General features: G+C 67.3%; 1 protein-coding gene. It reads left to right on the top strand.

Going from position 1 to position 646, the window contains the following annotated elements:
* The coding region (locus AC0L3U_RS38330) for a thiolase C-terminal domain-containing protein (RefSeq protein ID WP_473364952.1) at positions 1-644 on the top strand (644 nt) is incomplete at its 5' end.
* Positions 645-646 lie beyond the last annotated feature (2 nt).

Genomic DNA, 646 nt, shown 5'->3' on the forward strand with positions numbered 1-646 from the left:
GCGAATGCCTGGCGGTGCGCGACAGCGTCGGCCTGCTGGATGCGTCCACCCTCGGCACGATCGATATCCAGGGCCCGGATGCACGTGAGTTCCTCAACCGCATCTACAGCAACGCCTGGACGATTGTGTTGGCCTCGCCCAAGCGCGCGCGGGCGTTCCGCCGCGATGTGCAGATCCGTGCGATGACCCAGGTCAACGACACCTTGCCCATCGCCCAGCGCGACATCCTGGCGTTTGAGGGGCCGCAGCGGGCGATTCATTCGGCGTTGCGCGGGGCGAATGTGACCCTGGCGGACCTGAGCTTCGCCGAGGTGCACGATTGCTTCACCATCGCCGAATTGCTGATCTATGAAGCCATGGGCCTGGCGCCCAAGGGCGAGGGGCACCGTGTGCTCGACAGTGGCGTGGTGCGCGCTGGCTGGCGCCTGCCGGTGAACCTTTCCGGCGGACTCAAGGCCAAGGGCCATCCCGTCGGCTGCATCGCCGCAAACTGCTCCGGGATCACGCCCACCGCCGCTTCGCCCACCGATTCCGCAGAGCGGGTAATGACCCGGCGCACAATGCGGCAACCGCGCTCGGCCAGCCGCGGGCGCGCGGCGTCCAGCAGGCTGTCCTTGCCCGAACCCGATGGCCCGATGAGATAAAT

Source organism: Bradyrhizobium sp. Kon69, assembly GCF_055807515.1.